The organism is Hyphomonas sp. (assembly GCF_040882205.1).
Taxonomy (GTDB): Bacteria; Pseudomonadota; Alphaproteobacteria; order Caulobacterales; family Hyphomonadaceae; genus Hyphomonas.
The window spans coordinates 1-7,849 of record NZ_JBBEBT010000036.1 but is presented as its reverse complement, the minus strand read 5'-3'; the positions used below and the strand labels follow the sequence as shown (position 1 = coordinate 7,849).

6 protein-coding genes are annotated in these 7,849 nt (G+C 63.7%); 2 read left to right on the top strand and 4 right to left on the bottom strand.

The genetic code is table 11. From position 1 onward, the window contains the following. Positions 1-313: 313 nt before the first annotated feature. From WEA77_RS02020 to WEA77_RS02010, 3 genes are read right to left on the bottom strand one after another with little or no spacing between them, the layout of a single operon-like run. The gene (locus WEA77_RS02020; protein WP_368066205.1) at positions 314-1,204 is read right to left on the bottom strand and encodes an aldose 1-epimerase; all 891 of its coding nucleotides are present in this window, start codon (positions 1,202-1,204) and stop codon (positions 314-316) included. Continuing rightward, a complete protein-coding gene (gene galK, locus WEA77_RS02015) occupies positions 1,205-2,215 on the bottom strand; it encodes a galactokinase (protein ID WP_368066204.1) in 1,011 nt (336 codons plus the stop codon). Continuing rightward, on the bottom strand, positions 2,212-3,288 hold the full coding sequence (locus tag WEA77_RS02010; protein WP_368066203.1) for a galactose-1-phosphate uridylyltransferase: 1,077 nt from the start codon (positions 3,286-3,288) through the stop codon (positions 2,212-2,214). Before WEA77_RS02010 ends, galK begins: the two co-directional genes overlap by 4 nt. Positions 3,289-3,403: 115 nt before the next feature. Here WEA77_RS02010 and WEA77_RS02005 point away from each other — a divergent pair, with 115 nt between their 5' ends. Beyond that, a complete protein-coding gene (locus WEA77_RS02005) occupies positions 3,404-5,464 on the top strand; it encodes an alpha-galactosidase (RefSeq protein ID WP_368066202.1) in 2,061 nt (686 codons plus the stop codon). An 8-nt stretch (positions 5,465-5,472) separates the two neighbouring features. Next, a complete protein-coding gene (locus WEA77_RS02000; RefSeq protein WP_368066201.1) occupies positions 5,473-7,434 on the top strand; it encodes a beta-galactosidase in 1,962 nt (653 codons plus the stop codon). Positions 7,435-7,532: 98 nt separating this feature from the next. On the opposite strand, the gene WEA77_RS01995 is transcribed toward WEA77_RS02000, so the two are convergent. Beyond that, positions 7,533-7,849, bottom strand: a 317-nt coding sequence (locus WEA77_RS01995; protein ID WP_368066200.1) for a hypothetical protein, incomplete at its 5' end; no start/stop codon positions are given.

Sequence of the window (7,849 nt, the reverse complement as noted above, 5' to 3'; positions counted from 1 at the left end):
GTCTATGGCAAACCTGTTCGCCTGACATGGCTGAGCGGTCTGGCCCAGATCCGGTGCAGCTTTTGCCAGACCCGCGTAGATCACAGGTCACCTTCGCTATCAAACGCTTCCGTTGCCCCAGGTGAAGTATCCGGTGAGCGCGGGTGATGTCGCCGCCGGTCGTCAGGCGCGTCGACCGTCCGGGGTGCCCCCAGGTCCGGCTACCTCAATCTCAGGCCATAACCCGCAGATGACCGGTGAAATGAGACGCGCCCGGCTAAGGAGACCGGGTAGGTTTCAATCCGGCTGCCTGAACGCGTTTGAAAACGCCGGATCAACCAGGTTCGCAGACGTCGATGACGACCGTGCCCGCGAGGCAGCCGCCGGGTTCGAGGCGGTCCATCTGCTGCAACGCGCTCAGATCGGCGAGGTTTACGGCGTCGTTCACATGTGAAACCGGTTCGAGGCAGAGAATGTTTTTGCCGGCGGGGCAGTAGATCACGAGATTGGAGAACGCAGCGCTTGCTGTCAGCTCAATCCTTAACTTCGGATCCGAGTAGTCGAGCCGTGCCTTACCGTTCCATCCCGTGAAACAGGTGTCTAGATCGACCGTGTCGGGAGATTCTTCGGCAAAAACGCCCCTGTCCGGAGAAAGCGCAGACCAGGACGTCGGAATACCGGGGTTGGCAGCGTCGGTTTTCCAGTAGCCGTCAGCCTGGACGCAAAGTGCAAGATCTGGCCTGCGCGGGAAATAGGGGTGGAGCCCGATGCCTGCCGGCATTGGCTGCGTTCCCGTATTCCTGAGGGCAAGGGTCAGGGTCAGGCGGTTGCCTGCGAGCGAGAGGTGCTGGCTTGCTTCATAGGGCCAGGGCCAGGCGCCGCCGGCATGGGTGTGAACCATGATCAGTTCGCCCGGACGAGGCGCCTGACATGACCAGGCCTGCCGCCAGCCAAGGCCGTGCAGCGCGTGGGGCATGGCGAATGCGGGCGCCGGCAAGGAAACCCTGTTCCCGAAAAAGCTGAAGGCCGCCTGCCGGATCCGGTTTGAAAACGGCACCAGCGCAAAGCAGCCGGCATCGGCCTGCGCGGGCCAGACCCCGGGACTTGTGGTCGTGAAGACTTCGTGGCCGCGCCACCGGCATGCAATGACCTGCCCGCCGCGCGCAGCGTCGACCTGCACGTACCATTCGCCGGAAACCAGTGTGAGTGCGCCGGCCAAACCCATTCAGGCGATCCGCTGAATGCCCGGATGCCTCGCCTGCAGTTCGTGCCACCAGGCCCCGGCCCGTTGCGTATCGATCAGGCAGACGAAACACCCGCCAAAGCCAGCGCCCGTGAGACGCGCGCCAGCTGCGCCGAACTCAGCCGCGTCCCGAACCATGGCGTCCATCTCGGGGACGGATACTTCCAGATCGTCGCGCAGGGATGCATGACTTGCGTTCATGAGGGCTCCGAATGCCTGCCGGTCGCCGGCGCGAAGGACTGTTACCGCTTGCAAGGACCGATGACCTTCGGAAATGACATGGCGCGCGCGTCTGGCCAGAACCGGCGTCAGCGCCCTTGAGGCTTCGAGGTCGCCGTCGCAGAGATACGCTACCCCCAGCGCTTCAGCGGCCTGAAGGCATTCTTCCCGCCGGGACTTGTAGCGACCATCTGCCAGGGCGCGGCCAATACCTGAATGTACCACCGCAATGGTCCAGTCGGCTGGCAAAGGAATGACCTGATAGGAACAGTCGCGCGTGTCGAGCGCCAGGACGCAGCCCGGCGCGCCGACCGCGACGGCCATCTGGTCCATGATCCCGCACGGCACGCCGATGAAATCGTTCTCGACAGCCTTTGCCGCCAGCGCGATCTGCACCGGATCGACTGCGGCGAGGTGCGCGCTTGCGGCCCTGAGCGCTGCGACGATGGTTGCGGCCGAAGACGAAAGGCCGGCGCCGACCGGAAGGTTGCTTTTCAAGGTCACATCCTGGCCCTGGCCAATCCAACCCTGGCGGCGCGCATACTGAAGTCCGCCGCGGACATAGTCAGACCAGTGACCTGCAGCGGGCGCATTGATGGCGAAATCGATGCAGTCGGGAAACTGCGCCGACCGGACCCGGTCATAGTCCTGGCCGTTGGCGCGCAATTGCAGTTCAACCGACTGCGACAGCGCCATGGGCAGTACAGTGCCGCCATTGAAATCGATCCATTCACCGATCAGGTTGACGCGGCCGGGTATCGTGGCGGTGGTCATAGCGCTCTTAACCTTTCTGCGGCGTCCTCTGGCACGACATCGACGGTGAAGACGCCGGTGAACTGCTCCACACCCGCAAGAAACTTGAGCCTTCCCGCAGATCTCAGGACGGGAAAGAACTGCACTGTGAACTGGAAGTTCGCATCTGCGCCGCGCGGTGCAGCCTGGAAGCTCATCATGTAGGGCATTGGTTGTGCGAAGAGCGCGTCCAGCCTGCGGGGAACTTCGGCGAGGAGACGGGCGAGCGACCGGACGCTGCCTGCGTCCATTGCCCATGGACCGGCGCAGGGCCGCCTGGGCATGACCCAGGTTTCATAGGGAAAGCGGGCAAAGGGAGGACAAAAGGCTGTCAGGTCGCCGTCCGCCGTGACATCGAACTTTCCGTTCCAGGACGCGTGTTCGCCGACAAGGTCATAGCCCGCCGCAAACGCACTGACCGCCGACAACTGGGGTGCTGGAACGCTCGGGAATGCATAGATCTGGCCATGCGGGTGAGGCAGGGTCACCCCCACTTGCTCGCCGCGGTTTTCAAACGGCATGACATACGCAAATCCGGCCTCGTGAAGGCACCGGTAGCGGTCAATGAGCGCTTCGATGAGGAGCACCCGGCGCGCCTGGCTCAGGGCGGCGAGACTGCCGACCTGTTCCTTTGAGAACACGACGACCTCGCATTGGCCGATCGCAGCGCCTGACGCCCAGTCACTGAGGTGTCCCGGTTCCAGGCTCGGGGCAAGACTGGGAAACCTGTTTTCAAACACGGCAAGTTCGAAATCCTCAAACGGGATTTCCGTCGGCGCGCCAGGCCGGTAAGGCGCCAGCGGATCGGCTGCGGCTGCGGGCAGGAAGGTGCGAGACTGGCGGTGGGGCGCGTAGATTGCCCAGCTGTTCCTGAGTGGGTCTCGGCGCAATTCTCCAGGCGCCGTTTCCGGGCGCAGCAGCTCTTCCCGGACAGGTCCGTCATGGGGCGCATAGCTGTAGAGCGACAGGCGCCGGCCATCCGCCTTCTGGTGATCGCGCCGGAAGACCGGGCCAGTCGATCCTTCAAGCCGGGTTATTGACGATATGTTTGACATCGGGCCTGACAAGCTGCTCTGCAAAATGAAAATCAAGTGACTGTTAGATAGCTACCGCGTCCGCGTGATTGATCATAGAAACAAGAGGGCGGCGAGCCAGGGCGGGACTGAACAGATGACAAGGAGCCTGCATCTTTCCGAGGGCGGTATTGCCCTGAAAGTGGTTCACGCGGAAGCGTCCGGTTTCAGGCTCGCGTATTTTGGCCCGGCATCGGCCGAGCATGGCACGGGCCCGGCGCCGGTCTTGCCGGCAGGGCCGGATGCCCCGCCCGGCCCGCGTCTCCTGGCGCAGCGGGGGGACGGTTATGACGGCCTGTCCCTCGTCGAGGCGGTCGGCATGACCGACGGGCGCGCCGCGGCGCTGGCACCGGTGTCGATGCAGCAGACATCGCGCAACAGCATGACCCTGCATGCGGGCGATCAGGCGCTCGGGGTGAGCGCTGAGGTAGAGATCCGCCTCGCGTACGGCCTGATGCACATGCGCACCCGGGTGCGCAATCGCGGGCCCCAGTCAGTTCTTCTTGTCCGCTGCGGCGCGCTGCTCCTGCCGCTGATGGACTGGGCCGGCGAGATCGTGTCGGGCTACGGGGCCTGGGCCCGGGAGGGCCACGCATCGCGCCGCCCGCTTGACGCCGGCTTTGCCGGCAAGGCTGCGCGGCTGGGGCGTTCGGGATTTGATGGACCGCCCGGCCTTGTGATCTGCGAAGTCGGCGCGACCGAAACCGCCGGACGTGCGCTCAGTGTCCAGCTGGCGTGGAGTGGAAGCCATCGCATTCAGGCGGAGCGGCTGCGGGACGGCGCCGGCGAACTCAGCGCGGAAGCGCTGTATGAGCCCGGCGAAATCGTTCTTGCGCCAGGTGATGAATTTGAAACGCCTGAAGCCCTCGTGGCGCTTTCGGCGCGGGGTTTCGGCGGCCTTTCCGAAGTCTGGCATGCCCATGCACGCCGCCTCGTCCGGCCGCTCGCCCGCCCGGTCCATTTCAACACCTGGGAAGCGCGCTACTTCGACTTTGATGAGGCCAGCCTCATCGAACTGGCCGGCCAGGCAGCGCAGCTCGGTACCGAGCGTTTCGTGCTCGACGATGGCTGGTTCTCCGGCCGCCGGGATGACAAGACGTCACTCGGTGACTGGATCCCTGACCGCGGCCGGTTCCCGGACGGGCTCGGGCCTCTTATCAGCGCCGTCCGCGGCCTGGGCATGTCATTCGGTCTCTGGGTCGAGCCAGAGATGGTCAGCCGCGAGAGCGAACTCTACCGTGCGCATCCCGACTGGGTCCTTGGATACCCCGATGAAAAAGCCCCCACAGGGCGCAACCAGCTCGTTCTGGATCTCTCCAATCCCGGGGTTCGCGATTTCCTGTTCGCGGCCTTGTCGAAGCTCCTGCAGGCCGGCGGCATCGATTACCTGAAATGGGATTGCAACCGGGAACTCTATCCGGCCAAGCTCGACGGAAAGGTCTGTGCGGCGGCGCAGGTACACGGGCTGTACGATCTTCTGGATCGTCTGCAGGCGGAGTTTCCGGGGCTGGAAATTGAAAGCTGCGCCAGCGGCGGCGGGCGAATCGATTTCGGGATCCTGCCGCGCGTCATGCGCTTCTGGGCGAGCGACGCCACCGACGCCCATGACCGGATCCGCATCCAGGACAGTTTTTCCCGCTACATCCCGGCGGAAATGATGGGTAGCCATGTGGGGCCATCGCCAAACCCGATTACCGGGCGTACCTTTCCCATGGCGTTCAGGGGCCTTGTGTCGCTGTTCGGGCATCTGGGGGTCGAACTCGATCCGGCAAAACTGAACGCAGACGACCGCGTCACGCTCGCCCAGACGATTGCCCTCTACAAGCGGCTGCGTTCATTCGTACATGGAGGCACATACAGGGTTCTGGGCGGCGCGGACCCGGCGCTGCACGTGTCGACCCTTAGCCGCGAGGATACGGGCGATTTCCTGCTAAGAGTGCTGAGGACCGGCATGTCTGCCTATCCCCTGCTGGCCCGGATTGCCGTTCCGGGCTTGCCGGCGGGCACGCGCTATAGTGTACGCGAGATCGTCCTGGGCGAGGAACAGGGCCGCGATCTCGGGGTGCAGACTGGCGAGACGCTTGCATGGTCCGGATTGCAGGGCGATCCGCGCAGACCTTATCACGGGCGCCTGTTCCGGTTCCATCAAATCCAGTGAGTGCCTTCATGAAGCTCGGTGTCTGCTACTATCCCGAACACTGGCCCGAAACCGATTGGGCGCACGACGCCCGTATGATGCGAGCGGCCGGTCTTTCGCACGTGCGCATCGGCGAGTTTGCCTGGTCCAGGCTGGAGCCGCGTCGGGGCGCGTATGACTGGGCCTGGCTCGACAAGGCAATTGACGGGCTCAGTGCAGCCGGACTTGAAGTCACGCTCGGCACGCCGACCGCCACCCCTCCGAAATGGCTGGTTGACGCGCATCCGGACATTCTGCCGCTTGATGCGCACGCAAATCCCCGCAAATTCGGATCGCGGCGCCACTACTGCTTTTCGTCGAGGACCTACCGCGCCGAAACCGGGCGCATCGTCGAGGCGCTGGCGCGCCGGTACGGGGCGCATCCAGGCGTGACGATGTGGCAGACCGACAATGAATATGGCCATCACGGGTCGGATGAAAGCTTCTCGCCGGACGCAGTCACGGCGTTCCGGGTCTGGCTTGAAAAGCGGTATACGGACATTCTCGCCGTCAATGCAGCCTGGGGAACTGTATTCTGGTCGCAGGTCTATAATGACTTTGATGAGATCGACCCCCCGGGCGCAACCGTGACGGAGGCCAATCCGTCCCACCGGCTGGACTGGCGGCGCTTCTGCTCTGACCAGATGTGCAGCTACAACCAGCTGCAGGTCGATATCATCCGCCGCCACAGCCCCGGACGGCCGATCACGCACAATTTCATCGGCGACTTCTACCGCCTCGATCACCGTGACATTTCGAGGTCACTGGATATCGCCGCCTGGGACAGTTACCCGATCGGGTTGCTGAGCGAAAGTCAGGCCCCCACAGACCAGAAAGCGCGCTGGTTGAGAGCAGGGGAACCGGATTTTGCCGCCTTCAACCATGATGTTTTCCGGGCCTGCGCGCCGCGCTGGGCGATCATGGAGCAGCAGCCAGGTCCTGTGAACTGGGCAACCTATAACGCCGCGCCGGCGCCCGGAATGGTCCGTGTATGGACATGGGAAGCCTTCGCGCACGGGGCGGATTTCGTGAGCTATTTCCGCTGGCGGCAAGCGCCGTTTGCGCAGGAGCAAATGCATGCAGGACTTCTCGCGCCGGACCGGACCCCGCAGCCCGTGCTTGAAGAAGTTCGCCGGGTTGGACGAGAACTGGAATGTATCACACACCTTCAGCAGGACCGCGCGGATATCGCGATCCTTCTGGACTATCCAAGCCTCTGGCAACATGAGATCCAACCGCAGGGCAACCGGCACGGCCCCCTGGAGCCCAGCCGGATAGCCTATGGCGCATGCCGGCGTCTCGGATTGAACGTCGACATCGTGTTCAGCGACACATCTCTCGACGGGTACAAAATTGTGCTCTTGCCCAGCGTGCCCGTCCTCACCGAGGAGATTTGTTCCGCTTTGAGATCATCCGGCGCGCTCGTCTTTGCGACCGCGCTGACCGGGTCTCGCACACCTGACGGAAAAATCCCGCCAGGCCTCCCCCCGGGGCTCCTGGCGCACGCCTTCGATGTCCGTGTCGAGCAAATTGAGACCTTGCCGGACTTCGAGCCGGTCGAGGTGCTGATCGATGAGAAAGTGTTGCGCGGCGAGCGTTGGCGGGAGATGATCACAACCGGTTCGGAAGTTCGCGCCCGATTTGCCGATGGCAAGCCGGCCTGGGTGCGCAATGGCCGCTTCCAGTATGCCGGGTTCTGGCCAGGTGAGGGCCTGATGACTGAACTGATTGGACGTCTTTGTGACGAGGCCGGCCTTGCGCGCCGTGATGTGGGCCGCGACCTGCGCCTTCGGCGCGCCGGAGACATTCAGTTTGCCTTCAATTACGGGCCAGGCTGGCAGGATCTCCGGCAGATCGGCGCACCGCCCGGTGCGGCAGGCTACCTGATCGGCGGCGCAGACCTTGCGCCCTTCGATATCGCTGCCTGGCATTGCGGGCCTGAAATCAGTTGAATGCGGACATTGCCCTGCGGCCGGCTTGCCGGGCCGGCCTCATTTACCGGAACTGAATTGTGCTGCCTGACCCTGCCGGGCGTCTGCGCCGGCATGCGTCACAGGGGCGGGCCCTGAGGCGCGTCCATTGCCGCCCGGCAGGAGCCGGCGCCCCTTAAATCCACGAACCCAACCACGTGAGGCACCGCGAAGAAGTCGTTCGACTCCATCAGGGCATTTGCGACAGAATATGCCGAGGATGCCTTTACGAGGGAATCGTAATCAGCGCTCGTCGCTGATCCGCCGGCTACTTCGCTGAGGGTCGAAGAGGACGCCATTCCAATGATCTCACTTTTCAAAGCCCCTTCCAGCTTTCCGCTGCTAGCCGACAACGCCAGTTTCGGAAGGCCAATCCCGATACCGTTCTCCTTGGCCT

Bases quoted from the DNA above. Each gene is read 5' to 3' on its own strand.
- WEA77_RS02005 (WP_368066202.1), top strand. From the start codon at position 3,404: ATGACAAGGAGCCTGCATCTTTCCGAGGGCGGTATTGCCCTGAAAGTG.
- galK (WP_368066204.1), bottom strand. From the start codon at position 2,215: ATGACCACCGCCACGATACCCGGCCGCGTCAACCTGATCGGTGAATGG.
- WEA77_RS02000 (WP_368066201.1), top strand. From the start codon at position 5,473: ATGAAGCTCGGTGTCTGCTACTATCCCGAACACTGGCCCGAAACCGAT.
- WEA77_RS02020 (WP_368066205.1), bottom strand. From the start codon at position 1,204: ATGGGTTTGGCCGGCGCACTCACACTGGTTTCCGGCGAATGGTACGTG.
- WEA77_RS02010 (WP_368066203.1), bottom strand. From the start codon at position 3,288: ATGTCAAACATATCGTCAATAACCCGGCTTGAAGGATCGACTGGCCCG.